This window comes from Hymenobacter algoricola (assembly GCF_039539525.1).
Taxonomy (GTDB): Bacteria; Bacteroidota; Bacteroidia; order Cytophagales; family Hymenobacteraceae; genus Hymenobacter; species Hymenobacter algoricola.
Genome location: NZ_BAABDH010000012.1, coordinates 39,128 through 63,568, shown reverse-complemented (window position 1 = coordinate 63,568; position 24,441 = coordinate 39,128). Strand labels below are relative to the sequence as shown.

Below are 24,441 nucleotides of genomic sequence, written 5' to 3'. Positions count from 1 at the left end.
GATGGGAGGAAGAGCCGCAGACGACCTAGACAAGGCCCGAAACATTCAGCTTAGAGCCTTCCTTGAGGAAGGTATTGGCTACCGCCACAACCTGAGCCGGGGTTTTAGAAATCTCCAGGCCGTTGGTAGCAATGTTCACTATGTCGGAATCAATGAAAGAGCCTTCCGACACCAGGTCCCGGATCAGCGCCGCGTGACGGGCTTCTACCGAGACGATCTTGCCAGCAGCTACCAGGTAATTGAGACCAGCTACGTCGGTGCCGATGAAGCGGCCCGCGCCGTTGTAAGCCGATACGCCCAGGTCTTCGAAAGCCTTGGCGGCATTCAGCACGCCCAGCTTGGTCGAGCCAGCGGCCGTGGTGCGGGCGTTGAAGTCGATACCATCGAAGTTTGGCTCCAGGCTCTTGATGATCGAAGAGCTGGCATCCCGCATCAGGGCAGCCTTGAAGAACTCGCGGTGAATTACCTCGTGGTAGTACAAGTCGTCCAGAATCTGCTTTTCGGCGCTGCCCGCGGCCAGCCCGGTGTAGTAGGTGCCGGTGCGCAGCGTCGTATAGAAACCAGCTTCCAGCTGCTCCAGCGCGTAGGCGTAGTTGAGGACACCAACGCTGCCGGCGCCCACATTGACCATGTTCGGGTTGGATACCGGGTTGTTGTCGTCGTCGTCGTCACCGCAGCCCGAGAGGATCAGTGCGGTAGCACCGGCCGTAGCACCGGCATACATGAAGAACGAGCGACGCTTGATTGGCACGTAAAGCGGTTTCGAGAAATCCGCTTCATCCCCGCCAGAGTTGAGGAGTTTAGACATGGGGAGTAAGTATTAGGGTGAGAAGAAAAGCCATTAGCCTCTGAATATGTCCTGGAAAGGTCATTTGACAGACGACCAATCAGAAGCAGGAGGGTATTTGGAGACCATTTACGGCCGGGTCATAAAAATGGATTGACAAGTCGTCGTTTATTTTGTATAGAAAACAGGGGATATAGGCGTTCTGCTTGCTCTAAAGTGGTATGGCACGGCCCCAGTGGGGTTTTTGCGTAGCTTTGGGGAATGCACAAAATGCCCTTCCTGACCGGCCCAGCGCGTGTTGTTGGCGTGCTGCTCTGCTGCCTGCTCCTGCTGGCGGGCCGCCTGCGGGCCCAATCGGCCAAAGCAGAGGCCGATATTCTGCTCGGCCCCCCGGCCGTTGCCATCACCGACTACTACACCATCAGCTTCCGGTTGCGCGGGGCGGTGCTGGAGAAATACTCGGCCTTCCCGGACGTGGAAGGGTTTAAGAAAAGCGGTAAGGCAAGCACCACGACCACGCGCATCGTGGGAGGGCAGACGTCCACGGAGCTCACCATCACCCAGCGCTACGCTGCCTACGCCGAAGGCGACTACCTGATCAAGCCCTTTGGCATGACCATCAACGGCCTGGCGGTGCGCTCAGCGGGGGGTAAGGTGAAAGTAGGTCCCCAGGTGGCCGCTCCGCCGGTAGCGGGGCCGCTGCAGGGCGTGGGGCTGCTGGATCAGCTTTTTGGTAAGCCCCAGCCCCAGGAATACGTGGAGCAGCGCGACAATGCCTTCCTGGCGCTGGTCCCCGACAAAACCAGCGTCTTCGTAGGCGAGGGCGTCCACGTCGGGCTGTACTTCTACCTCACGCCGGCCGACCAGGGGCTGCTGAACTTCTACGACCTGACCCGGCAGCTACCGCCGCTGCTCAAACAGCTACGGCAGCCCACGGCATGGGAAGAGCCCTTCAACGAGCAGGAGATAGTGCCCGAAACCGTAACGGCCGGCGGCAAGCAGTACCTGCGCTACCGGCTGTACGAGGCCGAACTGTACCCGCTCAACACCCAGGCGCTGACCTTTCCGGCGGTAGCGCTGCAGATGATAAAGTACCGGGTAGCCAAAAAGCCCACCGAGGGCCTCGACAACCGCCTGGAAGGCTACAAAACCTACCTCACCCAGCCCCGCACCATCCGCGTGAAGCCGCTGCCGCCCCACCCGCGGCGCGACCAGGTGCCGGTGGGCGAATACCGGCTGCGCGAAACCATCGACCGCACCACTTTCCGTACGGGGGAGGCGTTCCGCTACGGCTTTGTGGTGGAGGGCGAAGGCAACCTGGCAGCCCTGCCCGCCCCGGCCGTGGCTTCGTCGCCCACGCTGGAGGTGTATGGCCCCGAGGTGGAGCAGAGCCTGACCCGGCAGGGCGGCCGGGTGGGCGGCAGCAAGGCGTTTCGCTACCGGCTGGTGGCCCGGCAGCCCGGCCGGCTGCCGCTCGATACGCTGTTGGCGCTGCTTGTATTCAACCCCGCCACCGCCCGCTACGATACGCTGCGCGCCGAGCTGCACCCGCGCATCGGGGGGCGCACCCAGCTGGTGTCTACCTTCGACTCGCTGCCCGGCGACGCGTTTTATCAGCAAATGCTGAATACGGCCGATAACACGCTGCACCCGCTGGATGAGTACGGGCAGGTACGCCGCTATGCCAACTATATCCTGGTCGCGCTGCTGGGTGTGGCCGCCTTCGGCTGGTGGCGGGGGCGGCCGTGAGAAAGCGAAGTGAGGATTTAGTGAGTTCTTTGCAGCAAATGAGCCACCCAATAGCTTATTTGCTGAGTTTCTAAATTTCTAAAGTACATGAGCAATTCCTTTGGCTCCCTGTTTCGGATTACCACCTTTGGCGAGTCGCACGGCGTGGGTATCGGCGTCATCATCGACGGCTGCCCGGCCGGTATTGCCATGGAGCCGGCCGAGATTCAGCAGGCCCTGGACCGGCGCCGGCCGGGGCAGAGCGACCTGACCACACCGCGCAAGGAGGCCGACCAGGTAGAGGTGCTGTCGGGGCTGTTTGGCGGCTTTACCACCGGCACGCCGATTGGCCTGCTGATTCGCAACCAGGACCAGGCCAGCCACGACTACTCCCACATCGAGCACGCCTACCGCCCCTCGCACGCTGATTATACCTACGACCAGAAGTACGGCCGGCGCGACTACCGCGGCGGCGGCCGCAGCTCGGCCCGCGAAACGGCCGCCCGCGTGGCCGCCGGCGCCGTAGCCGCCGCGCTGCTGCGCACCTACGGCATCAGCACGCTGAGCTACGTGTCGCAGGTGGGCGCCGTGGCCGTGCCCGTGGGCTACCAGGACCTGGACCTGACTCTGATTGACACCAACCCCGTACGCTGCCCGCACCCCGAAACGGCCGAGCGGATGGCCGCTCTGATCCGCCAGACCCGCGACCGGCACGACACGGTAGGCGGCATTGTGACGGGCGTGGCGCTGGGCGTGCCCGCCGGCCTGGGCGAGCCGGTGTTCGATAAGCTCCACGCCGAGCTGGGCAAGGCCATGCTGAGCATCAACGCCGTGAAGGCCTTCGAGTACGGTTCCGGCTTTGCCGGCACGCTGCTGTTTGGCTCCGAGCACAACGATGCCTTCTACACCAACGAAGCCGGCGCCGTGCGCACGCGCACCAACCACTCGGGCGGCATTCAGGGCGGCATTTCCAACGGGCAGGATATCTATTTCCGGGTGGCCTTCAAGCCCGTGGCTACCATCCTGCAGCCCCAGGCCACCATCAACGACCAGGGCGAGGAAATAACCCTGGCCGGCAAGGGCCGCCACGACCCCTGCGTACTGCCCCGGGCCGTGCCCATCGTGGATGCCATGACCAGCCTGGTGCTGGCCGATATGCTGCTGCGGGCCCGGGCCAACAAAGTGTAGAGGCCCCGGCGGGGCTTTCTGCCCGACCGCGGCGGGCCGGGCGAAAACCGCCGGTACTTGTCTACCTTTGCAACATATAGTGCGCGGCACGGTTTTACCGCCACGCGTGTTACCTTCCCGTCGGCGCCCCGCGTCGTTTCTTCTTCGTCTCCAAGTCCTTCAAACATGGCTGATACCCTCACTGCTCCCGTTGGTCCGGTTTCCATTTACGCCGAAGCCAGCCCCAACCCCGAATCCATGAAGTTCGTGCTCAACTCGACGCTGCTCAGCGACGGGGTAAGCGTGGACTATCCGAACGTTGAAGCCGCCGTCAACTCGCCGCTGGCTCAGGAGCTGTTCAACTTCGACTACGTGGGCCGCGTGTTTATTGCCGCCAACTTCGTTACCGTCACCAAAAGCTCCGACCTCACCTGGACCAGCCTCATTCCCGAGCTGCGCACCTTTCTGAAGTCGTACGTGGAAGCCGGTGGCCCCATCTTCACCGTCGACCCCGCTGCGGAGCAGAAAGCTGCCCAGCAGGCCGCCGCCACCGGCGACGCTTCGGAGCAGGACCAGCAGATCAGCCAGAAGGTTATCGACCTGCTCGAAAACTACGTGCGCCCGGCCGTGGAGCAGGACGGCGGCAACATCACCTTCCGCTCGTACAAGGCCGGCGTGGTGACCGTAAACCTGCAGGGCTCGTGCTCCGGCTGCCCTTCGGCTACCGTCACGCTCAAGTCGGGCATCGAAAACCTGCTCAAGCGCATGGTGCCGGAAGTAACCGAAGTGGTTGCCGAAGGCATCACGGTATAGTCCGCTGCTTTCCAGCCCAACGAAAAGCCCGGTTCGCAAGAGCCGGGCTTTTTTGTGGGGTACAATTTGGGGACAGTTTTACCGACGGTCTTTCACGGTGAAGGCGCGACTCACGTTGAAGCCGAAATAGATGTCGCCGTCGAAAAAGTTGCCGGTGGTCTGGGGCACGAAGAACTTCTCAATTATGCCCTGGGCGTTGGTGAAGTGCAGCTGAAACACGTGGCCGCCGGTTTCGATGTCAACCCCCAGGCCCAGCGCGTTGCGGAAATTGTCGGCAGTGGCGCCGGGCAGCATGTAGAAATAGTCGCCGGTCAGGGCCAGGCGCTTAGTGATTTTCTGGCGGAAGGCCGCGCCCAGGGCGTACACGTCGTTCTGGTCCTGGCGGCCGTCCACAAAGTTGCGGTGGATAACGGTGGGCATCAGCTGTACCGATAGGTCGGGGCTGAACTTACGGGCAATCAGGGCCTGGTAAGTGTAGGTGAGCCGGCTGGCCAGGTCGCGCTCCGGGCCTTCGAAGCGGAGCGTGGTCAGGGCCGAGCTGGCCAGCAGCGTGACGGATACCGGCATGGCTCGGGCGCCGTCGCTCTGGCGCAGGGCCCGGTACTTCAGGAAGCCATCGAACGTCTTTTCCGAAGAGCTGCGGCCCAGGCCCACAGCCAGCCGGTCGTTGAGGCCGTACTCGAAGCTGAGCCGCAGCACGGCCTGGTCGAGCCCGAAAAAGTTGTAGGCGCCGCTGTTGAGCGTGCCGAAGCGGTGCTGAATCAAAAACAGCAGCGTGCCCTTGCCCGGCGTTTCCACCGATTGGGAGTTGATAATATGAGTGCCCTTGAAGGTAGCCAGCGTGATGTCGCGGGCCGGGCTGAGGCTGTCGGGGCGCTGGGCCTCGAGCTCCTTGAGCAGCTCGTCCTGGGCGTGGGCCCGGGAAGCCAGCCCAAGCAGAGTCGTCAGCAGCAGCAAAAAGCGGAGTAGCGTTGATTTCATGGGAGTTATTTTGTGGTCCGCGCCTGGGCCACCGGGTCGCAGGCTAAAGCCACGCTGACGGCCATGGTTTTGGCAATATTGTCGCGGACCAGGGCCGGGATTTCGATGTTATAGTCGGCGGGGGCTACCGAGAATTTTGCTTTGACCAGCAGCTGGTTGTTTTTCAGCTCCAGGGTGCCGGGCACTTTCACCCGGCGCTTCACGCCGTGGATGGTCAGGTCGCCTTCCACCTGCACCGCCTGGGGGCCGGCCGCCACCAGCAGGGCCGGTTGGAAGCCCAGTACCTGGCCCGCAAACGTAGCCCGCGGGTACTTATCCGACTCCACGTAGTTTTCGTTGAAGTGCTCCTGCATGAGGGTGCGCCTGAACTGAAACGCCTTCATGGGCGCCGTAAAGGCTACCTGCCCGGTGCCCATGTCCAGCACGGCGCCCACCTGCGCGTTGCGGGCCTCAATGTCTTCGAGAGGCGTGGCGGAGAAAAAGACAATCGTACCCGTCCGGGTTGAGTATTTGCCCTGGGCGTAGCCGCCCGGCAGCAGCAGCAGGCTCAAGACCAGAAGCAGCGCGTATTTCATGGCGTAGAGGCGACGACGGTTAATTATTGGGGGCTCCGCTGGCCACCCACTTTTTGATGCGGTTCACGTCGCAGTCCGAAAGCTTGGGCGTATTCTGGGGCATGGCCACGAAGCCGGGGGTATGGGTGATAGAGCCCACCAGCCGGCCATTGTCGGCAATGCGCTTCACCTGGGCGTAGTCGTTCAGGTTGATGCCGGACGAGGGCGACTGTTGGCTGTGGCAGGTGCGGCAGTTGCGGTCCATGATGGCGGAAATGGTGACGCCGTAGGTTACCGCCGTCGAATCGCAGCTTACTACCGGCCGGCTGGCCAGGAAATCCTCCCCATTGTCGTAGGTGCAGCTGCTCAACCCGGCAGCCGAAAGAAACAGAAGAAAAAGGGCGCGGCAGATCATAGGCGGGGAAGCGTAAGGCGAGTAGCAGGGGAAAGCAGCAGGAGGCGGCAAATGTTATCGGGCAACGGCAACGGCGGGCCACAAGGCATATTTGAGCGACAGGAATGCGCCGGCGCTGCTCAGCTTTACCTTGCCAAAGCCCACGCCGCCCAGCGGAATTTTTACGAAGGGCTCCGCCTGCACGGCCCAGCGCCCACCCAGGGTCCGCTCGTAGCCGGCCGACAGATTGAGGATGCTCAGCAGATGGTTGGAGCCCCTGCGCAGGCCCCAGCTGCGCGCTACGGGGTTGCCTTTGTAAAGGTAGTAGTAGCGGTAGTCTTCCTGGCGCATCAGCAGCGACGAAACGCCCACGGAAGCAAACACCGCCGCCCGAGCCCGCTGCAGCACGTCGTAGCGCAGGTTCAGGGGAATGTCGGTAATGCGGCAGGTGGCTTCCACTTCGTCGATAGTGTAGTAGTTGGTCCAGTACTGGGTAGGCGGGTGGTAGTCGGTGCCGCGGGCCGCATAGCGCTTCACCGAGCGCAGCACGCCGGCACTGAGCCGCCACTTCGGCGCAAAACGGTACTCCAGCTGCACGCCCACATTGCTGCCCGGGGCGGTGTAGCTGGCCCAGCGCACGGTGCTCAGCTCGGGCGCATACTGCAGCGCCACGGTAAGCCGGGCCAGCGGCCGCGCCGTGGGTACCCGCGGCGCAGCGGCCGCCGAGTCGGCTACCGCTATGGCCGGAGCGGGCGGGCCGGTTGGCAACAGGGCCAATGAATCGGTAACCGGAGTTTGCGGAAGCAGTGCGGCTGAGGAAGCTGAATCAGCCGCACTGCTCCCCGACGGCGAAACAAGTGCAGCGCTACCGACTACGACCGGCTCAGAAGTTGATTTGGGAGCCTGGTCAGCAACCCCCGCCGGGACCAGCGGAATGCCAGCGGGCGGCGAAGCTGCCGTTTCGACGTGGCGATTCGCTTGAGCCTGCGGATCGGGCTGAGCCACTCCTGAAAGCTCCGGAGCAGGCCGCACTGCTGCTGCTGCCAACTCCCGGGGGCGTCGCGGGCGGGCCTTAGGCGGGGGTATCAGGGTAAAGGCAACAGGCGCGGCCGTAGGCCGGGCCCCCTGCTGCCGGAAATTTTCAGTCCGTCGGCGCGCGGCCGGCCTACTGCTGACTGCCGTCCGCGGCGTCCGGGCAAGACTCGGGCGCGGTCGTGCTGCAATGTGCGCTAGTGGCCCCAGGGCCACGGCTGAGGCCTCAGTAGCGGCCACGGCGGGTTCGCCGGTTAGTACTTTAGCACCAGCCTGTGGCAGCTGTGCCGGCACCGGCGGGCCGGCGGGCGGGGTGTTTGGCTGTGCCGCCGAACCAGAGGCTGCTTCCGCCGCCGGCCTGGCTATGGCAGCGGCCGTAGTGGCCAACGGAGCGCCGGCCGGGGCGGTGGTGACGAGGGCCGCGGCAGACGCAGCAAGTGACGCGGCCTGGCGGCGCGAAAAGTCAACCCAGCCGAGCAGGGCCAGCAGCACGATAACCGCTTCCAGGGCAAAAATCCGGAGCACCTTGCCACGCACCTGCTGCTGCACGGCGGCGGCCTCGAGCTTGCGCTCCAGGGCCAGCCATGCGCTGAGGTTGTGTGCGTCGGGGTAGTGCTCGGCGCTCCGCTGAAACAGCGCGTCGAGTTCTTCATCCGACATATCGGGCGTATGCATGGTGCTGGGTCTTTTTGAGGAGTTCTTTCAGGTGAGCCCGCGCCTTGGAAAGGTTGGACTTCGACGCGCCCACCGAAATACCCAGCCGCTGGCTGATTTCCTCGTGGGTGAAGCCGTCGATAACGTACAGGTTGAAGGCCGTGCGGTAGGCCGGGGAAAGCTGGCCGACCAACGCCAGCAGCTCCTCGTAGGCCAGCGTGTCCAGGGCCGTCAGGCCGCCGTCAAGCCGGGCGTAGGCCACATCGTTGAGCTCTTCCTGGTGCTGGTGCTTCTGCTGGCTGCGGTAGTGGTCGATGGCAGTGTGAATCATTATTCTCTTGAGCCAGCCCCGGAACGAGCTGCTCAGCTCATGCCGCGCCGGATCGAACCGGCCCACGTCGCGGAAAACCTTCAGGAAGCCGTCGTTGGTGGCTTCCATGGCCTCGTCGCGGGTGCGGGTGTAGCGCAGGCAGATGCTCATGGCGAAGCTGTAGTACAACCCGTACAGCCGGCGCTGACTCTCGCGCTCCGCCTGCCGGCAACCGGCCAGCAGCGCTGTCAGCATCTCGGGGTCGTGGTCAGATCGGGGCACGGCAGCGGGGGTTACAAAAGCCAACTCGGCAGGCAGCGTCAGAAAGGTTGCCTCAAGACCGGTAAAAGATACTGAAAGCGCTTGTAATCAGGTTTTTTGCGCCACAAAAAAAGCCCGACCACAGGGGTCGGGCTTTTTCCAGCTTGGTTGAAACGAAACCTTAGTGAACCGTCGTCGACAGGGTAGGCGCGTCGGTGGCGGCAATTTCGGTGGTCATCGTGGTGCCCCGCTCCCGGGCCTCTTTGCGGCCGTAGGTGTCGAGGATAATCGGGGTGGCGATGAACAGCGACGAGTACGTGCCGAAGATAACCCCCACAATCATGGCGAAGGAGAACGAGCGCAGCGTCTCGCCGCCGAAGATGTAGAGCACCAGCACCACCAGGAACACGGTGGTGAACGTAATCATCGTCCGCGAGAAGGTGCTGTTCAGGGCCGGATTCACCACCTGCGCAAACGTCAGGTTCGGATTCTCCCGCAGGTATTCCCGAATCCGGTCGTAGATAACCACGGTGTCGTTCATCGAGAAGCCGATAACTGTGAGCACGGCGGCCACGAATACCTGGTCCATCTCGTAGTTCAGCCCAAACAGGCGGGCAATCGGGAAGGCGGCAATTACCAGCAGCGCATCGTGGAACAGGGCCACTACGGCAGCCATCGAGTACTGCCACTTCTCGAAGCGGAACAGCACGTACACGAAGATGCCCAGCAGCGTCAGGCCCAGGCTCAGCACCGAGGTCCGCTTGATGTCGTCGGCGACCGTGGCGCCGACTTTCGAGGTGCTCTGAATGGTGGGGTTGTCGGCACCGTACTTTTTCAGGCCGTTGAGCAGCGCGTTCTGCACTTTCGTGTCGGCGATGGTGCTTTCGTCGTCGGCCAGGTAGCTGGTGGTGATGCGCAGGCGATTTTCGGCACCGAAGGTTTTTACCTCCGTACCGGCGCCCTGGAAGTCGGCCGCCAGGGCTTCCTTCACATCCGAAGCCACTTCCGGCTTGCTGAAGTCAACCACGTAGCTGCGGCCGCCGCGGAAGTCCACGCCCAGGTTCGGGCCGCCCTGCACCGCCATCAGCACGAAGCCAACCACGATAAAGAAGGTCGAAGCGGCGTAAGCAATTTTGCGCTTGCCCACGATGTCGAAGTTCACGTTCGTGAACAGGTTGCGCGACACGGGCGTGCTGAACGAGATGGTTGTGGTTTCCTTGCCTTTCGTGAGCCACTCGATGATGATACGCGACACATATACGGCCGACAGGAACGAGGTCAGCACGCCGATGCCGAGGGTGATGGCGAAGTTCTGCACCGGGCCGGTACCGAAGAAGCCCAGAATCACGGCAATCAGCATCGTCGTCACGTTGGAGTCGAAGATGGCCGAGAAAGCGCGGGCATAGCCTTTGTTAATGGCGTCCTTTACGCTCAGGCCGTGGTTGAGCTCCTCCCGGATCCGCTCGAAGATCAGCACGTTGGCATCGACCGCCATACCGAAGGTGAGCACCAGACCGGCAATGCCGGGCAGCGTAAGGGCCGTGCCGAACTGCGCCAGAACGCCCAGAATCAGGAAGCCGTTGAACAGCAGGGCCAGATCGGCTACCAGACCGGCTTTGCCGTAGTAAACGGCCATGAACACCATAATGATCAGCAAGCCAGCCAGCGACGAGTACAGCCCCTGGTTGATGGCTTCCTGACCCAGCGACGGACCAACGACGGCCTCTTCCACGATGCGGGTCGGGGCGGGGAGCTTACCGGCTTTGAGCACGTTGCTCAAATCCTGCGCTTCTTCAATGGTGAAGTTGCCCGAGATGCTGGAGTTGCCACCGGCAATTTCGGCCTGCACTACCGGGGCCGAATACACGTAGTCGTCAAGCACGATGGCTACCTGCCGGCCGATGTTGGCGGCGGTCAGCTTCTGCCACTTACTGCCCCCGGAAGGGTTCATCTGCATGCTTACCTCGGGCCGGCCGCCCTGGTCGTAGTCCTGGCGGGCATCGGCTACCACTTCTCCCCCCAGCGGCGCTACGGCCTCGCGCGATTTGCGGATGGCGTAGAGCTGCAGGTATTCCTGGCCTTCGATCAGGTCGGGCTTCACGCCCCACAGGAACGTCAGGTTTGGCGGCAGCACGGCGCGTACTTCGGGGCTTTTCATCAGGCGGTTCACGCGGGCGGTGTCGCGCACGTTCGAGCCCAGGGCACCGGGCATGGTGAAGAGCTTGGCCAGCACGCTGCTCTGCTGGGCGGGATTAGCCGAGTCCGTTTTGGCCGTGGCGTTGTTTTTCTTGGCCAGCTGGCTGGCCAAAGAGGTTGAGTCGCCGGCCGTAGCGGCCGCGGCGGTAGCGGTGGTGTCGGTGGCCGCAGCCGGCGTAGCGGCGGCGGTGCCGTTCAGCTTCTCGGCGGCTTCCTTGGCCGTCAGCACTTCGTTGAGCTGGTTGAAATAGGGGCCGAACTCGTCGGAGCGCCACACTTCCCAAAACTCCAGCTTGGCCTGGCCCTGGAGCAGCTTGCGGATCCGCTCGGGGTTGTCGACGCCGGGCAGCTCAATCTGAATGCGGCCCGTGCCTTTCACGCGCTGGATGTTGGGCTGGTTCACGCCGAACTTATCGACGCGGGTGCGCAGGATGTTGAACGAGCGGTCAATGGCTTCTTCCTCTTCCTTGTCGATGGCGGCAATTACCTTCTCGTTGGTCGAGTTGATGTCGATGCCGCGGCTCTTGTTGGTGGTATTGGCGAAGATGCGGGCCAGCTTATCGTTGGGAGCCAGTTCGCGGTAGGCCTGGGCAAACAGGGCCGTGAACGGCGTCGACGCGTTGGTCTTCTGCGCTTCCTGCGCCTGCGCCAGCGCCTTGTTGAAGTTTGCGTCCTTGGAGTTGCCGGACATGGCCCGTACAATTTCCACCGGCGAAACCTCCAGCGTCACGTGCATGCCGCCTTTCAGGTCGAGGCCGAGGCCCAGCTCACTCTGGCGTACATCCTTGTAGGTATAGTCGACGCCCAGCACGCTCACCACCGGCGCCCGCCATACCGAATCCAGGTAGTGCTGCCGCTTAGGCTGGTCGGTCTGGCCATTGCGGGTGGCATAGTCCACCGCCTGCTGCTGCACCCGCCGCGACACCATAGTGAACGACAGGAAGTAAATGCACAACACCGACACCACAACGGCGAGGGCGATAATAAGTCCTTTATTACGCATTGAAAAAAAGAAAAGTGTACTCGGAGAAATTACAAACCACTACCCGCCACCCGGCCGCCAGATGTGCGCGTTCTGCTGCCGCGCACTGCGGACTTACAAGGCGGCACCGCCAACAAAACGCTTAGGGAGCCTGCGGCGAGAGGGCCGCGAGCAGCAAGCGGGCCCGAAACAAATCGGGAACTGCGCTGGGCCGGGGGCGCAGCACGGGAGTTTGGAGGGGCTGACCAAGCCAGGTCGGTAGCTCCGGGGTTGGCAGCCAGGCTTCCAGCGCCGGCGCCAGCCAGGCCCCGAGCGTGGCCGTCGCCTCGAAAGTTACTTTCTGCTTCACCACGGCCATTTTGGGGCCGCTGCCCACGTGTGTGGCCTTGCCCACCGGAACCCGGTAGGTGGCAACGGCCTGGTGGTTCAACGACAGCACAAACAGCAGCGTGGCTGTGAGCAGCGTGAAGCGCAGACGGGGCAGAAAGGAGGTGATAAAAGCTAGCATGGGGCAGGCAATGGTGACAAATATAACCAAATGCCCCGGCCGCCGCAACGCCCTAAAGCATTCCGCCCCGGGTGCCATCGTAAAACTGCCGGCCGGCCGCACCGGAGAAAGTCTTTACCGAACCACGAACTATTGGCTTAGGCCGGCCCCGCGCGGTAGGTAAAAGGGGCGGGCGGGTGCTGAATTTGAGCGGGCCATTCCTGGGGTAAAGGCCCGCCGGACAGGGCAACCCAGGGTAGTAGCCAAACAAAGTAGAACCCAGGAAAGACAGTAGAATTCAGCCGGCAAGCCCTGGGCTACGTACAGAAGCATCTGTTCACCCAAGACGTGCTAGCTTATGAGTCCGACGCCAGGTGTGCCCGAACCGGAACCGGAAGTACCGAAGGAGCCTGCGGGGCTACTTCCAGCAGCAGAGCTGAGTACGGAGGAAATTTGTCTTACAGAAATAGACAAAAGTATTGCCGATATTATCGCCCTGACCGATACTGCGCAGGAAGTCGGCCTGGAGCCGGATCTGGCGGTAGTCCGCAAGCGGGGCCGGCCGGCGCGCTCGACGGTGTCGCCCAGCACCTGGTCTATCCGCGGCGTCACCCGCGACACGCGCAACCTGCTGGAACAGGCGGCCCGGCAGGTGGGCAAGACCCTGGGGCAGTATCTGAACGAGGACATCCGCTTTTGCGTGGAGCAGCACCGCCTCATTCCCCCACCCAATACCATGGCGACCCTGCAGAAGCAGGTGCAGTATCTGCGCCAGATGGTTGAAAGCCTGACGGTCATGGTTCGGGCATCTCACGGCCAGCCTCCTCTGCCGGACCAGTAGGCCGGAACTCCGAACTTAGCGGGCGTCGGCCTGCTGCTGCAGTTCGGCGATGCGCCGCTGCTGGGAGCGGACCTGCTCCTCCAGCGCCAGCGTGCGGAACGTTACCTTGGCTTCCAGGTCCTGGTAGGCTTGCTCCAGCTCTTTTTCCCGGCTGCGGAGCATGGCTTCGGTTTGCTTCTGTTCGTGAATGTCAGTACAGGTGCCAAACCACTTCAGAATGCTGCCGGCTTCGTCCCGAAGCGGCAGCGCCCGGCCTATAAACCAGCGGTACGTCCCGTCGGAGCATCGAAAACGGTATTCCACCTCGTATTTGTTACCGCTTTGCAGGGCAATAGTCCAGCGCTCCAGGCAGCGGGCCAGGTCCTGCGGATGAATAACGGCTTCCCAGCCCCACGCCAAGGACTGCGGCAGCGTTAGTCCCGTGTACTGCATCCAGCGCTGGTTGAAGTACGTGACGGCCCCATCTGCCTGGGCAATCCACAGGATTTCAGAAACTGACTCGGCCAGAAACTCGAATTCCGCCGACTGCTGCTGGCTGGCGTGCTGCCGGGTGTAGGTTTCCGAAATATCCTTGGTAATGCCCTGAAACCGGAGCACCCGCGTCCGTTGCTCGTCGAAAATAGCCAGGCCCGTAGACAAAACCCAGCGCAGCGGGCCATTGGGCAGCACCACGCGGTGCTCGAGCGCAAAGCGGCCGTTGCCGTGCGGGTCCAGCGCATTTTCCACCTCCTGCTGCAGGCGCTGCCGATCCTGCGGGTGCGTGGCCGCCAGCAGGCTCTCAAACACCACGTCCGCATCGGGCAGCAGGTTGAACAGACTTTTGCAGCGGGTAGAGCAGGTAAAGCTCCGGCTGGGCAGCTCCATTTCCCACACGCCTACTCCCGCGGCATCGAGGGCCGCTTCAATACGTTCCGGAGTTAGAAAGGCAGAGGCTGAGGGAGGAGTCATGAACGGGGAGCGGGCAAAAAGGAAAAAGCGGGAATCAGGGGTGATTAAGCTCTATTTCCAGACCGGAGCGGAAGTAAAGTCTGAGTTGGCGGCGCTTGCCGTCCGGGGAGCGGCGAAACCGGGTAATCAGGGCTTGGGTCTGGCTGCTGGGCAGTTCCAGGGCCAGGTAGGGCTGGCTCAGCAACGAACTGCGCTCAATCGTCCACGAGCCGGTTAATGACGGAAAAGTTTTACCTTGTAAGTGGAGGGCGTGGCTGCTCAACTCCAGATCGGTCGCGTCGGACCAGCCGGTTTCGGGCGTAGCCCCGGACCGCTGCTGCTCCACTCGCCACCGGGCCTGCAGGTATTCAGCCGGCATTTGCTGCAGATTTACGTCGTAGAGCAGATCGGAATCGGACATAGAAGTTAACCGAGCCAGCTGGAAGGAGACACCGGGATTAAATTGGGCGAGAAATCCTAAAATGGCCCGCGAAGACGTTTATTTGCGCGAATATTATGAGCCATTCACCTCTTGACGATTCGGCGAAAAGCCTGACAGCGGTAGCCGCTGACCTGGAACGAGAAGTGCTGGGCACGCCCGCCGACTTGTTCCCTGCCGAGTCATCCGAGCCGGAAATTCGTCTTACAAAAATAGAAAAAAGTATTACAAATAACTTGGACGGTATCGAAGAACTCATCATTCCTCTGCAAATCAGCCGCAAGCCGGGCCGGCCGCCGCGCCAGACGGTAGCTCCCGTTACCTGGTCGGTACGCGGGGTGAGCCGCGACACCCGTGGCGTGCTGGAACGGGCGGCCAGCCGGGCCGGTAAAACCCTGGGACAGTTTCTGAATGAGGACGTCCGCGACCTGCTGGAGGCCCAGGCGCCGCCCCTGGCTCCCGCCGCCCAGCTGACTGATTTGCAGGGCCAGATTGAGTATTTGCAGCAGCTGGTAGAAAACCTGGCGGCGATGCTCGGGTCGGCCGAGCCGCTTTCCAAGCCGGGTCAGCATTCCTAGCGCCGGGCCGCCGTTGCCCTAAAAAAAAAGGCCCTGGGGCGCTCCGGCAAAGGAGAACCCCAGGGCTCTTTTTATTATGGTTTCGGTAGTCTTAGCGCTTGGCGGCGGCAATCTTACCCTGCAGGTAGCCCACTAGCACGTCCAGGCCTTTGTCGAAATGGCGGTTGTTGGGAATCACGATATCCGCGTCCTGCTTAAAGGGCTGGATGTATTTTTCGTAGGTGGGCGCCACGTGGTTGGTGTAGCGGTACAGCACATCCTCCAAGTCGTAGCCCCGCTCGTCCCGGTCGCGCACGATGCGGCGCTGCAGCTTCACGTGCTCCTGGGCATCGATGTACACTTTCAGGTTGAGCAGCTTGGCCACCTCCTCGAAATAGAACACGAAGATGCCTTCCACCACCACAAGCGGGGCCGGCCGAAACACCAGCTCCTTGGGCACCACGTTGGGGTTATTGAACGTGTACTCGGGCCGGCGCACTTCCCGGCCCTGGCTGATCTGCAGTACGTCGGCGGCATAGGCTACCGAGTCGATGGACGAGGGCAGGTCGAAATTGGTGACGCCATTGACGTCAATATATTGGTTTTCGCGCGGGTGGTAATAGTTGTCCTGCGAAATCAGGCAGATGTCTTCTTCGGGAAACGAGGCCAGCAGGCGGCGCAAAAAGGTGGTTTTGCCCGAAGCGCTGCCGCCCGTAATACCGACGATGAAAGGGTGTTGCATGGGGTGGGAAAGTGGCCCGTACCGGCAGGGCCAACCGTGCAAAAGTAAGCAAATGCCGGGTGCGTCCAGCGTCGGGAGGAGCTATTGACGCAATATTCCCCATAAAACAGCGTCAGGACGCTGTTTGCTGCAAAAACGCTATCAGCTGCTCTACCGCCCGCGCCCGGTGGCTCATGGTGTTTTTCTGGCCCAAAGGCATCTGAGCGAATGTCTCGGCGTGGCCCTGGGGCTGAAAAACCGGGTCGTAGCCAAAGCCATCGGCGCCGCGCTGCTCAGTTGTGATGCTGCCCTCTACCACGCCGTGGAACTCGTGCCACTCGCCGTTGGGCAGCACCAGCGCCACTACGGTCCGGAACTGGGCGCTCCGGTCGGAGGCCCCAGCCAGCTCGTGCAGTAGCTTGGCAATGTTGTCGGCGGCGCTGCGCTGCGGGCCGGCATAGCGGGCCGAGTACACGCCGGGCTCCCCGCGCAGGGCCGTTACTTCCAGGCCGGTGTCATCAGCAAAGCAGGACGTACGATAGTGCTGCCACACGTACTGGGCCTTTTGCCGGGCGTTGCCGGCCAGGGTGTCCTGGGTTTCGGGCAGCTCTTCGTGGCAGCCGATATCGTGCAGACTCACCAGCTCGATAGTGGCCGGCAGCAGGGCCCGCACTTCCGTCAGCTTGTGCTCATTATTGGTCGCAAAACAAAGGCGCATACGGCTAAAAGAAGAAGGGTGAGCGGGTGCGGGGCAAATATACGGGCATAAAAAAAGCCGGCTTAGCACTGGCTCCGCAAAGTTTCTCCTCAACCACGCAGCAGGTAAACGCTACCGGAACATCGATTTGATGCTGCCCCAGGAGCGCTGCACGGCGCTGGGAGTAGCATTGAGCACGGTGGTGTAGTTTTGCTCGCCGGCGGAAGTGTGCACGCTGAGGCGGTAGGTGAACGGGCCGCCGCTGGTGGTGCCTGCCGCGCCGCGGTACACGTTGGTATCCAGGAACTGGTAGCGGTGCTGGCCCGTGGGCGGCTGCGTGTTCAGACGGGTGAAAGAAGGCTCGTTGTTGGCCTTGCGCCAGATTTCGTAGCGGTCCACGCCCGCTTCGTTGGTGACTTCCCATTCCAAACGCACGTTGCTGCTGTCGAAGGTGGCCTGAAAGAGCGTAATGGTGGCCCCCAGTGCCAGCGAAGCGCCTAGCAAAACCAGCAGCAGAACGGCAAGCGTAGTCTTCCGGGTCATGGTTGGGGAACTAAAAAGCGGATACCTAAATAGTAACAGGCGAGCACCAAAAATAAACAATTTTCGGTAGCCTGTGCCAGTTATGAGCAGAAATCTAGAAAAGACCACCGCATGTTTTTGAAATCCGCAGCTAACGTGTACTTTTGCAGTCCCTTCCGCAAAATCGGCGGGGCCCGCAGGTTTTAACTCACGATCATGAAAAAAGACATCCACCCCGAGTACCGCGAAGTTGTATTCCAGGACTCGTCCAGCGACTTTAAATTCGTCACCCGCTCGACGATGAACTCCAGCGAAACCATTACGATGGAGGACGGCAAAACGTACCCCGTAATCAAGGTGGAAGTTAGCAGCGCCTCGCACCCCTTCTACACCGGCAAAAACGTGTTTATCGACACCGCCGGCCGCGTGGAGAAGTTCCGCACCCGCTACCAGAAAAAATAGGCTCAGGCCGCTGGCTTACAGCTGCCGCTTTCGGCAAAGCTCCTTTTCTTAACGGAAAGGAGCTTTTGCTTTTTAGCCCCGGCCGCAGTTTTATTGGCCTGCCAACGCGCGGCTGGGTAACTTCGCCGCCACAAGTCCTGCCACTTCCGGGCGGGCGGGCGGCCCGGCCAAGTCGGCGGCTGCCCGCCCGGCGCAATGCTTTTCTCCATGACCGTTCTGCTCTTCGACGACCCCGCCATCCGGCTCAATCTGCTGCCCTTCACCTTTACCCGCCCCGTGGCGGCGCTGCGCTGCGGTATCCTGACCATTGCCGAAAAGTGGCAGCATCGCCTCAAGTCGGAAGTACATTACCTCACGGAGCAGTATCTGCAGCCTAAGTACCCGGCGGGCAACGTCGCCGGGCCGGCGCTGGTAATTAATGGAGCCGTTTGTCCGGACGAGGTGCTGACCCGGCAGGTGCAGGCCCTGCAGCCCGGGCAGGCGCTGCTCGACGGCGAGCTGCTGGTAGCCGCCTACCTGGCCGACGCCTCGAAAGTGGCGGAGCTGATTCAGGACGGCCTGTCGGACAGCCGGCAGGTGGCGGAGCCCGTCACGGTTATCAGCGAGCTGTGGCATCTGTTTTTGCGCAACGGCACCGAAATCCGCCGCGACTTCGACCTGCTGACCCAGGGCCGGGAGTCGGCGCCGCTAAACGATCCGCATACTATTGTGTACGCCCCGGAGAATATCTTCCTTGAGCCCGGCGTCAGGATCCGGGCCGCTATTCTCAACGCCGAGGACGGCCCCATTTACCTGGGCAAAAACAGCCAGGTGTACGAAGGCGCCATCATCAAAGGGCCGCTGGCGCTGTGCGAGGGTTCCCACATCAACTCGGGCGCCAAGATGCGCGGCGACAACACCGTGGGGCCGCACTGCAAAGTGGGCGGTGAAGTCGGCAACAGCATTTTCCTGGGCTACTCCAACAAGGGCCACGACGGCTACCTGGGCAACTCCGTCATTGGGGAGTGGTGCAACCTGGGCGCCGACACCAACACCTCGAACCTGAAGAACAACTACGCCCCGGTGAAAATCTGGAGCCACGCCAAGGGCCGCTTCGTGAACACCGGGCAGCAGTTCTGCGGGCTGATGATGGGCGACCATAGCAAGTGCGGCATCAACACGATGTTCAACACGGGCACGGTGGTGGGCGTGGGGGCCAATATTTTCGGGGCGGGCTTTCCGCGCACGTTTATTCCATCGTTCAGCTGGGGCGGGGCCGCGGGCTTCGAAACCTTCAAAATGCTCAAAGTGGCCGAGGTAGCCGAGCGCGTCATGGCCCGCCGCCACCTCGCCTACGACGCCACCGAGCAGGGCATCATGCAGCACGTATTCGACCAGACGGCCAAAGACCGGGTGTGGGAGCGGGCCGCCGCCGCCCCGGCTGCCGACACTGAATAACCTTTCGTTCATTTAGCCGAGCAGCCGTTCATGCGTTTCTCCGAAATTCCGGGTCAGCACGCCGTCAAGCAACTGCTCCGGCAGTCGGTGGCGCGGCAGCACGTGGCCCACGCCCAGCTGTTTCGCGGGGCCGAAGGCTCGGCAGCCCTGCCGCTGGCCCTGGCCTACGCCACCTTCCTGAACTGCGAAGGCCGCACCCCCGACGCCGAGGATTCCTGCGGACAGTGCCCGAGCTGTCAGAAAACTGACAAGCTGATTCACCCCGACCTGAACTTTGTGCTGCCCACCACGACGACCAAAGCCGTGGCCAAGGACGCGGTGAGCAGCAAATTTATGGCCGACTGGCGCAGCTTTGTGCTCGAAAATCCCTACCAGGGTCTCAACGACTGGATGCAGCACATCGGCGCCGAGAACAAGCAGGGCAGCATTTCGAAGGAGGAAAGCCTGCTGCTGCTGAAGCTCGTGTCGTTGAAGGCCTTCGAAGCCCGATTCAAAATCGTGGTTATCTGGCTGCCTGAGCTCATGCACCCGGCCGCCGCCAACGCCGTGCTCAAGCTGCTGGAAGAGCCGCCCGCGGCCACCATTTTCCTGCTGGTCAGCGCGGCGGCCGAGCAGCTGCTGCCCACCATCATCAGCCGGGTGCAGCCGGTGGTGGTGCGGCCGTTTTCCGAGAATGACGTAACTGATTACCTGCGCGACGCCTATCAGGTGCCCGAAGTAAAAGCCCGGCAGCTGGCCCAGCTGGCCGAAGGCAACCTGGGCTTTGCCCTGGCCGCCCGCACGGCTGCTTCTGCCGAAAATGACTACTTCACCCTCTTCACCCACTGGATGCGGCACTGCTACGGCTACAAAGTAGACAAGCTGCTGGGGCAGAGTGACGAATTTCAGAAGCTGGGCCGCGAAAACCAGAAGGAGTTTCTGCAGTATGCGCTGGTCTTGCTGCGCAAAGTGCTACTATTCGGTATCGACGCGCGCCTGGTGCCGCACCTGCCCGCCACCGAGCAGCAGTTTATCACTGGCTTCAGCCGCTTCGTGCACCTGCGCAACGCTGATCTGCTCGCCACCGAAATCAACGATGCCCACTACCACGTCGAGCGCAATGCCAATCCGCGCATGGTGTTCGTGGATACCTCCCTGCGTATCGCCGAGCTGCTAAAAATAGCCGCCTAGAGGCTGTAAAGGCAGAAAATATAGTTTGCTAAACAGCTATAGCCAATGCTAAAAGCATTATAGCCACGCCAGCCGACGGCGGGCGTTGTATCTTTATGGTCCGCAAAAAGCGAATCGCGGGCAAAGCGCAAGCAGGTTACTTGGCTAGTAGGGCCAGTCCGTTCATCCTAAACCCCACCCTTCCTTGAAAACCATCCGCATCGGTACCCGTGGTAGCAAACTGGCGCTGTGGCAGGCCAATCACGTGGCAGCTTGTCTGGAACAGGCCGGCCTACCTACTGAAATCGTCATCATCACGACGACCGGCGACCTGGTGCTCGACCGTTCCCTGGACAAAATCGGTTCCAAGGGCGTATTCACGGAAGAACTGGAGCAGAGCCTGCGTACGGGCCATATCGATATTGCCGTCCACAGCGCCAAAGACGTGCAGAGCAGCATTCCCGACGATCTGGAACTGCTGGCATTTATGAAGCGGGAGCGGGTCAACGACGTTATCGTGAGCTATGCCGACACGCTCGACCTGCACCGCCCCGACCTGGTGCTGGGTACCAGCAGTACCCGCCGCAAGGCTATGCTGAAGCGCTTTTATCCGAATGCCACCACGGCCGAAGCCCGTGGCAACCTGCAAACCCGGCTGCGCAAGCTGGAGGAAGGGCAGTACCACGGCCTGGTGCTGGCCTACGCCGGCGTACACCGCATGCAGTACGACTCCCTGATCCGCTACATTCTGCCCGAGGTGCAGTTTGTACCCGCGGCGGGCCAGGGCAGCGTGGCCATTGAGTGTGCCCGCAGCCTGGAGCCGGAGCTGAAATTCGACCTGCGACGCATCCTCGACCACACGCCCACGCATTTGTGCCTGCTGGCCGAGCGCGCCTTTTTGCGTACGATGGAAGGTGGGTGCAGCATTCCCTCGTTTGCCTTGGCAAAGCTGCACACCGATGGCCTGCTGCAGTTGCACGCCGGCCTGATCAGCCTCGACGGCCAACAGTATATTGAGGAAAAGATGATGGCGTCGGATGCGCAGCAGGCCGAGGCAATGGGCACGAAGCTGGCGGAAAGCGTGCTGAGCCGCGGCGGCCGGCAGATTCTGGACGACATCCGCAGCCACCGCACGGAGTCGTAGCCGCCTTCTTTTTCAGCCACAAAACCTGTAGCGCCGCCCCTCCTGTTCCGACAGGGGGGGCAGCGCTACGGGTTTTGGCGGTTTTCGGCAGGGGAAGCATGTAACCGGCGGCGTAGCCAGTAGAGCCCCAGCGCCAGCACGGCCCCGCTGGTATCGGCCAGCATATCCTTTTGGGCATCCCAGATATCCCCCTGGCTGCCCAGAAACGCGGCCCCGGCCGCTGGGTCGTTCAGGTCGGCGTAAAGCCATTCGAGCACTTCGTAGCTCATGGCCACGGTGCCGATGACGCAGAGCGGAAACAGGTAGGAAACGGCCCGGCTGCGGATAGTGGCCCGCCGGTCGGTGTGCTCGATGATGGCAAAGGCGTAGAAGCCAACCGTGACGTGGGCCACCCGGTCGAACATGTTGCGCTCGAACCCAAACAGGCTGTTGAACCAGGTAAACGGCACCTTCTCAAAGGTGTAGTGCCCCCCGATGGTGTGCAGGAAAACAAGTACGCTCATCAGCGCATACGCCAGGTTGGAAAACCGCACGCCGCGCAGGCACAAGACCACCAGCGTCCCCACAATCAGGAAAATCGGGCCGTTTTCGGCAAGCCACGTAGTGCGCTCGGCGGGCCGGATGCCCAGCACGACAAACTCAACCAGGTACAGGGCCAGCAGGAGCTTGGGAAACCAATGGGCAACCGGAGTAGCTGAGCGTTCGGGAAGCATAGATATGGAGCCGGGGAGAAACAGAAAGTTGGCGGCGCTTACGGCCGCGGGAAAATTTGGGCGCATCCCGGGGCAAAATAACCGGGGTCAGCCAAAGGCTACCCAGTGGCTGTTGCAGGCTGGGCCAACCGCCACGGCGGGACGGCGAAGGGCGCTGTACCCGGGATTTTGCCGGAGCATTGGGGCCGCCCCGGCCTGCGGCCCGCTGATTTTGTGGCGTCGACCAAAGAATCCGCTTAATTTCGCCCGGTCCCATTTTACCTGACGCTTCCTTATGAAAACTGTATTTCGCATTTCTACCCTGCTTGGCGTGTTTTTGCTGCTGCTAGGGGCCAATCTGCAGGCCGCTAAAGCACCTAAGAAGAGTAAAAAAGATGAAGTGGTAACTATCAGCACTTCCCAGGGCGACATCAAGCTGATTCTTTTCGACCAGACGCCGCTGCACAAGGCCAACTTCCTGAAACTGGCAAAAAGTGGTTTCTACACCGGTACTACGTTTCACCGCATCATTCCAAACTTTATGGTGCAGGGTGGCGACGCCAACTCCAAAGTCGATACCGACCCTACCAACGACGGTATGGGACAGGCCAGTGAAGTCACCATTCCCGCCGAAATCCGCCCGGCTCTCCAGCACAAGTTTGGGGCCGTGGCCGCCGCCCGTCAGGGCGACTTCGTCAACCCGACCCGCGCCAGCAGTAGCTCGCAGTTCTACATCGTGCAAAACCACAACGGCACGCCCCACCTCAACGGGCAGTACACGGTATTCGGGCAGGTGCTGAGCGGGCTGGATGTGGTGGATAAAATCGCCGCGCAGGCCAAGGACGAGCGGGACCGGCCCACCACGGACGTCAAGATGACGGTAACGGTGGAGAAGGTGAAGAAGAAAAAAATCACCGAGCTCTACGGCTACAAATACGAATAGACATGGCCCAGCGCATCCTGATTACCGGCTCCAACGGCCTGCTGGGCCAGAAGCTGGTAGCCCTGCTCCACCAGCACCCCGACGTGGAGCTGATAGCCACGTCGCGGGGGGGCAACAAGCTCGCCGCACTGTATCCGCAGGTGCGCTTTGTGCCCCTGGATGTGACCAGCCGGGCGCAGGTGGAGCAGGTGCTGCAGGTGGAGCAGCCGACGCACCTGATTCATACCGCCGCCATGACGAATGTGGACGAGTGCGAGCTGAACCAGGCGGCTTGCTGGGAGCAAAACGTGACGGCCGTGGAAAACCTGGTAGCCGGGTGCGCTGCGCTCAAAATTCACCTGATCCACGTCAGTACCGATTTTATCTTCAGCGGCGAGGAAGGACCACTAAGTGAGGAGGCCACGCCGGCACCAGTCAATTATTATGGCCAAAGCAAGCTGGCGGCCGAGCAAGTGGTGCAGCGTAGCGCCGGGAAGTGGGCCATCGTGCGCACCATCCTCGTGTATGGCACCGCCCACGACTACGGCCGCACCAACATTGTGCTCTGGGTGCGCGACTCGCTGCGGGCCGGCAAGGAAATCAAGGTCGTCGACGACCAGTTTCGTACGCCTACACTGGCTGAAGATCTGGCCCAGGGCTGTTGGCTGGTTGCCCGGCACGAGGCCATCGGCATCTATCACATCAGCAGCAGCGAGTTGCTGACACCCTACCAGATGGCGCTGCAGGTTGCGGAGTATTTTGCGTTGGATTCGGCGCTGATCATTCGGGCGGATGCGGGCACCTTTACGCAGCCGGCCCGGCGGCCCGCGCGAACAGGTTTTCTTATCGGTAAGGCGCAGCGGGAACTAGGCTACGCGCCGCACACTTTCACTGAGGGCATTGCGCTGCTGGCCCGGCAGACGGAAGACAGCCAAGAAGGCCGTACAAACTGAGGGGACGCAAAAAAACCGCCAGCAGAACCAGCGGTTTTTCACACACCTATTGCAACAACCTTAAATGATTTGTCGCTGCGAGCAACTGCAGCGGCACAAACCCAATTCTCTTTATTTACTGTCTTCTGGGGAAGTAACCACTCCGACGAGTAAGCCACCCACCAGTACCGCGGTTCCTTCGTGCAGGGCCGCTTGCCCCGCTTCGTAGCATACCCACTCTCCGTCAATCATGTGAAACCCCATGCTGCGGATCAACACTGCGTGGCGAGCTGCTATTTCGAGCAGAAAGCACTGTAGAGCGTAACCCTGACGGCGTTTGATTAAAAGAGAGTGCATATTTTGTCGCCGCAAAGCGACCTGGGAAACCGTCTTACCCCCTTTGGCCAGCCGTTTCTCATGACAATATTAGGTACGGCCGAGCCTACAGGAAAGGAACGTCATGCAGTAATTGTGACATGCACCGTTCTGGCTTCATGCTACCAAATTGTTCGAATATTGATAAGTGCTAACGCCTGATACAATAGGAGCCGTTTTAAAAAGCCGGACCAGAGGCCAAGAAAATCGTTTTAAGCGGGGGACTTTATATATAGTGGTTGACAGTGAAGGAAGGATGTTGCCTGTTTCTGTACTTT

General features: G+C 61.5%; 25 protein-coding genes. 11 read left to right on the top strand and 14 right to left on the bottom strand.

Annotated elements, in window-relative coordinates:
- Positions 1-25: 25 nt before the first annotated feature.
- Entirely contained in the window at positions 26-808 is a 783-nt protein-coding gene (locus ABD842_RS02595; protein ID WP_345109643.1) for a ferritin-like domain-containing protein, read from the bottom strand.
- Between the two features lie 240 nt (positions 809-1,048).
- Between ABD842_RS02595 and ABD842_RS02590 the strand changes: the two genes are divergently transcribed.
- From ABD842_RS02590 to ABD842_RS02580, 3 genes are all read left to right on the top strand, one after another.
- Positions 1,049-2,536 (top strand): BatD family protein, encoded by a 1,488-nt coding sequence (locus ABD842_RS02590; protein WP_345109640.1) that lies wholly within the window; start codon positions 1,049-1,051, stop codon positions 2,534-2,536.
- 87 nt (positions 2,537-2,623) lie between these two features.
- Complete coding sequence (gene aroC / locus ABD842_RS02585) at positions 2,624-3,703, top strand: chorismate synthase (protein ID WP_345109638.1); 1,080 nt, start codon at positions 2,624-2,626, stop codon at positions 3,701-3,703.
- A 165-nt stretch (positions 3,704-3,868) separates the two neighbouring features.
- Positions 3,869-4,495: a NifU family protein gene (locus tag ABD842_RS02580; protein WP_345109635.1), complete on the top strand. Its 627-nt coding sequence runs from the start codon at positions 3,869-3,871 to the stop codon at positions 4,493-4,495.
- A gap of 78 nt (positions 4,496-4,573) precedes the next feature.
- On the opposite strand, the gene ABD842_RS02575 is transcribed toward ABD842_RS02580, so the two are convergent.
- The 7 genes from ABD842_RS02575 to ABD842_RS02545 all read right to left on the bottom strand — a co-directional run bounded on the left by ABD842_RS02575 (position 4,574) and on the right by ABD842_RS02545 (position 12,367).
- On the bottom strand, positions 4,574-5,476 hold the full coding sequence (locus ABD842_RS02575; protein ID WP_345109632.1) for a DUF5777 family beta-barrel protein: 903 nt from the start codon (positions 5,474-5,476) through the stop codon (positions 4,574-4,576).
- 5 nt (positions 5,477-5,481) lie between these two features.
- Positions 5,482-6,051, bottom strand: a complete 570-nt coding sequence (locus ABD842_RS02570) for a YceI family protein (RefSeq protein WP_345109630.1) — start codon at positions 6,049-6,051, stop codon at positions 5,482-5,484.
- 19 nt (positions 6,052-6,070) lie between these two features.
- Positions 6,071-6,400, bottom strand: coding sequence for a c-type cytochrome (locus tag ABD842_RS02565; protein ID WP_345109628.1), 330 nt, complete (start codon positions 6,398-6,400; stop codon positions 6,071-6,073).
- Between the two features lie 99 nt (positions 6,401-6,499).
- A complete protein-coding gene (locus tag ABD842_RS02560; protein WP_345109626.1) occupies positions 6,500-7,201 on the bottom strand; it encodes a porin family protein in 702 nt (233 codons plus the stop codon).
- A 904-nt stretch (positions 7,202-8,105) separates the two neighbouring features.
- Positions 8,106-8,702, bottom strand: coding sequence for an RNA polymerase sigma factor (locus ABD842_RS02555; RefSeq protein ID WP_345109624.1), 597 nt, complete (start codon positions 8,700-8,702; stop codon positions 8,106-8,108).
- A gap of 160 nt (positions 8,703-8,862) precedes the next feature.
- A complete protein-coding gene (gene secDF, locus ABD842_RS02550) occupies positions 8,863-11,880 on the bottom strand; it encodes a protein translocase subunit SecDF (RefSeq protein ID WP_345109622.1) in 3,018 nt (1,005 codons plus the stop codon).
- A 121-nt stretch (positions 11,881-12,001) separates the two neighbouring features.
- Complete coding sequence (locus tag ABD842_RS02545; protein WP_345109619.1) at positions 12,002-12,367, bottom strand: hypothetical protein; 366 nt, start codon at positions 12,365-12,367, stop codon at positions 12,002-12,004.
- A gap of 337 nt (positions 12,368-12,704) precedes the next feature.
- On the opposite strand from ABD842_RS02545, the gene ABD842_RS02540 reads away from it, so the two are divergent.
- Positions 12,705-13,187: a hypothetical protein gene (locus tag ABD842_RS02540; protein ID WP_345109616.1), complete on the top strand. Its 483-nt coding sequence runs from the start codon at positions 12,705-12,707 to the stop codon at positions 13,185-13,187.
- Positions 13,188-13,202: 15 nt separating this feature from the next.
- Here the strand turns inward: ABD842_RS02540 and ABD842_RS02535 are convergent, their stop codons facing one another.
- Together ABD842_RS02535 and ABD842_RS02530 are read right to left on the bottom strand one after the other, a co-directional pair.
- A complete protein-coding gene (locus ABD842_RS02535; RefSeq protein WP_345109613.1) occupies positions 13,203-14,135 on the bottom strand; it encodes a PAS domain-containing protein in 933 nt (310 codons plus the stop codon).
- Between the two features lie 34 nt (positions 14,136-14,169).
- Positions 14,170-14,535 carry a hypothetical protein gene (locus ABD842_RS02530; RefSeq protein ID WP_345109610.1) on the bottom strand — a complete coding sequence of 122 codons (366 nt, stop codon included), beginning with the start codon at positions 14,533-14,535 and terminating at the stop codon, positions 14,170-14,172.
- Between the two features lie 254 nt (positions 14,536-14,789).
- Between ABD842_RS02530 and ABD842_RS02525 the strand changes: the two genes are divergently transcribed.
- Positions 14,790-15,131, top strand: coding sequence for a hypothetical protein (locus tag ABD842_RS02525; protein ID WP_345109607.1), 342 nt, complete (start codon positions 14,790-14,792; stop codon positions 15,129-15,131).
- Between the two features lie 91 nt (positions 15,132-15,222).
- Here the strand turns inward: ABD842_RS02525 and ABD842_RS02520 are convergent, their stop codons facing one another.
- The 3 genes from ABD842_RS02520 to ABD842_RS02510 all read right to left on the bottom strand — a co-directional run bounded on the left by ABD842_RS02520 (position 15,223) and on the right by ABD842_RS02510 (position 17,071).
- Positions 15,223-15,852, bottom strand: coding sequence for a uridine kinase family protein (locus tag ABD842_RS02520; protein ID WP_345109605.1), 630 nt, complete (start codon positions 15,850-15,852; stop codon positions 15,223-15,225).
- Between the two features lie 112 nt (positions 15,853-15,964).
- On the bottom strand, positions 15,965-16,549 hold the full coding sequence (locus tag ABD842_RS02515; RefSeq protein WP_345109603.1) for a non-canonical purine NTP diphosphatase: 585 nt from the start codon (positions 16,547-16,549) through the stop codon (positions 15,965-15,967).
- A 111-nt stretch (positions 16,550-16,660) separates the two neighbouring features.
- A complete protein-coding gene (locus ABD842_RS02510) occupies positions 16,661-17,071 on the bottom strand; it encodes a hypothetical protein (protein ID WP_345109600.1) in 411 nt (136 codons plus the stop codon).
- A gap of 195 nt (positions 17,072-17,266) precedes the next feature.
- Between ABD842_RS02510 and ABD842_RS02505 the strand changes: the two genes are divergently transcribed.
- From ABD842_RS02505 to hemC, 4 genes are all read left to right on the top strand, one after another.
- Entirely contained in the window at positions 17,267-17,512 is a 246-nt protein-coding gene (locus ABD842_RS02505) for a type B 50S ribosomal protein L31 (protein ID WP_345109597.1), read from the top strand.
- A 207-nt stretch (positions 17,513-17,719) separates the two neighbouring features.
- Entirely contained in the window at positions 17,720-18,949 is a 1,230-nt protein-coding gene (locus ABD842_RS02500; protein ID WP_345109594.1) for a GlmU family protein, read from the top strand.
- Between the two features lie 30 nt (positions 18,950-18,979).
- On the top strand, positions 18,980-20,119 hold the full coding sequence (locus ABD842_RS02495; protein WP_345109591.1) for a DNA polymerase III subunit: 1,140 nt from the start codon (positions 18,980-18,982) through the stop codon (positions 20,117-20,119).
- Between the two features lie 184 nt (positions 20,120-20,303).
- The gene (hemC, locus tag ABD842_RS02490) at positions 20,304-21,242 is read left to right on the top strand and encodes a hydroxymethylbilane synthase (protein ID WP_345109588.1); all 939 of its coding nucleotides are present in this window, start codon (positions 20,304-20,306) and stop codon (positions 21,240-21,242) included.
- A 65-nt stretch (positions 21,243-21,307) separates the two neighbouring features.
- Here the strand turns inward: hemC and ABD842_RS02485 are convergent, their stop codons facing one another.
- Positions 21,308-21,955 carry a DUF2238 domain-containing protein gene (locus tag ABD842_RS02485; protein ID WP_345109586.1) on the bottom strand — a complete coding sequence of 216 codons (648 nt, stop codon included), beginning with the start codon at positions 21,953-21,955 and terminating at the stop codon, positions 21,308-21,310.
- A 274-nt stretch (positions 21,956-22,229) separates the two neighbouring features.
- On the opposite strand from ABD842_RS02485, the gene ABD842_RS02480 reads away from it, so the two are divergent.
- Both ABD842_RS02480 and ABD842_RS02475 read left to right on the top strand, forming a co-directional pair.
- Positions 22,230-22,877, top strand: coding sequence for a peptidylprolyl isomerase (locus ABD842_RS02480; protein ID WP_345109583.1), 648 nt, complete (start codon positions 22,230-22,232; stop codon positions 22,875-22,877).
- A 2-nt stretch (positions 22,878-22,879) separates the two neighbouring features.
- Entirely contained in the window at positions 22,880-23,809 is a 930-nt protein-coding gene (locus ABD842_RS02475) for an SDR family oxidoreductase (protein WP_345109580.1), read from the top strand.
- The last annotated feature ends 632 nt before the right edge of the window (positions 23,810-24,441 follow it).